Source organism: Sutterella massiliensis (assembly GCF_016899755.1).
In the GTDB taxonomy this organism is placed as follows: Bacteria; Pseudomonadota; Gammaproteobacteria; order Burkholderiales; family Burkholderiaceae_F; genus Sutterella; species Sutterella massiliensis.
On record NZ_JACJJC010000467.1, the window covers coordinates 1 to 257 of the forward strand.

At 55.6% G+C, this 257-nt stretch carries 1 pseudogene; it reads left to right on the forward strand.

The features are described from left to right. Window positions 1-11: 11 nt before the first annotated feature. Window positions 12-257: pseudogene (locus tag H6A60_RS13335) on the forward strand (carbohydrate ABC transporter permease); the annotation flags it as partial.

Genomic DNA, 257 nt, shown 5'->3' on the forward strand with positions numbered 1-257 from the left:
GTGCACTACAAATGAGCTTTGCCAAACTATTTTCCCGGGACGGCGCTGCATCGCCCGGACAGCTCGCCACGCACAGTCTGCTTCTGCTTGCCGCCTTCGTGACGCTCTTTCCCTTCTACTGGATGGTCGCAACTTCCTTCCGGCCGCCGGAAGAAGTTTTTACAGGAACCTTCCATTGGCTGCCGCAGAACTGGGCAGGACTCAAAAACTACGCTGACGCGCTCGACAAGGCCGATCTCTTCGTCTTCATGAAAAAC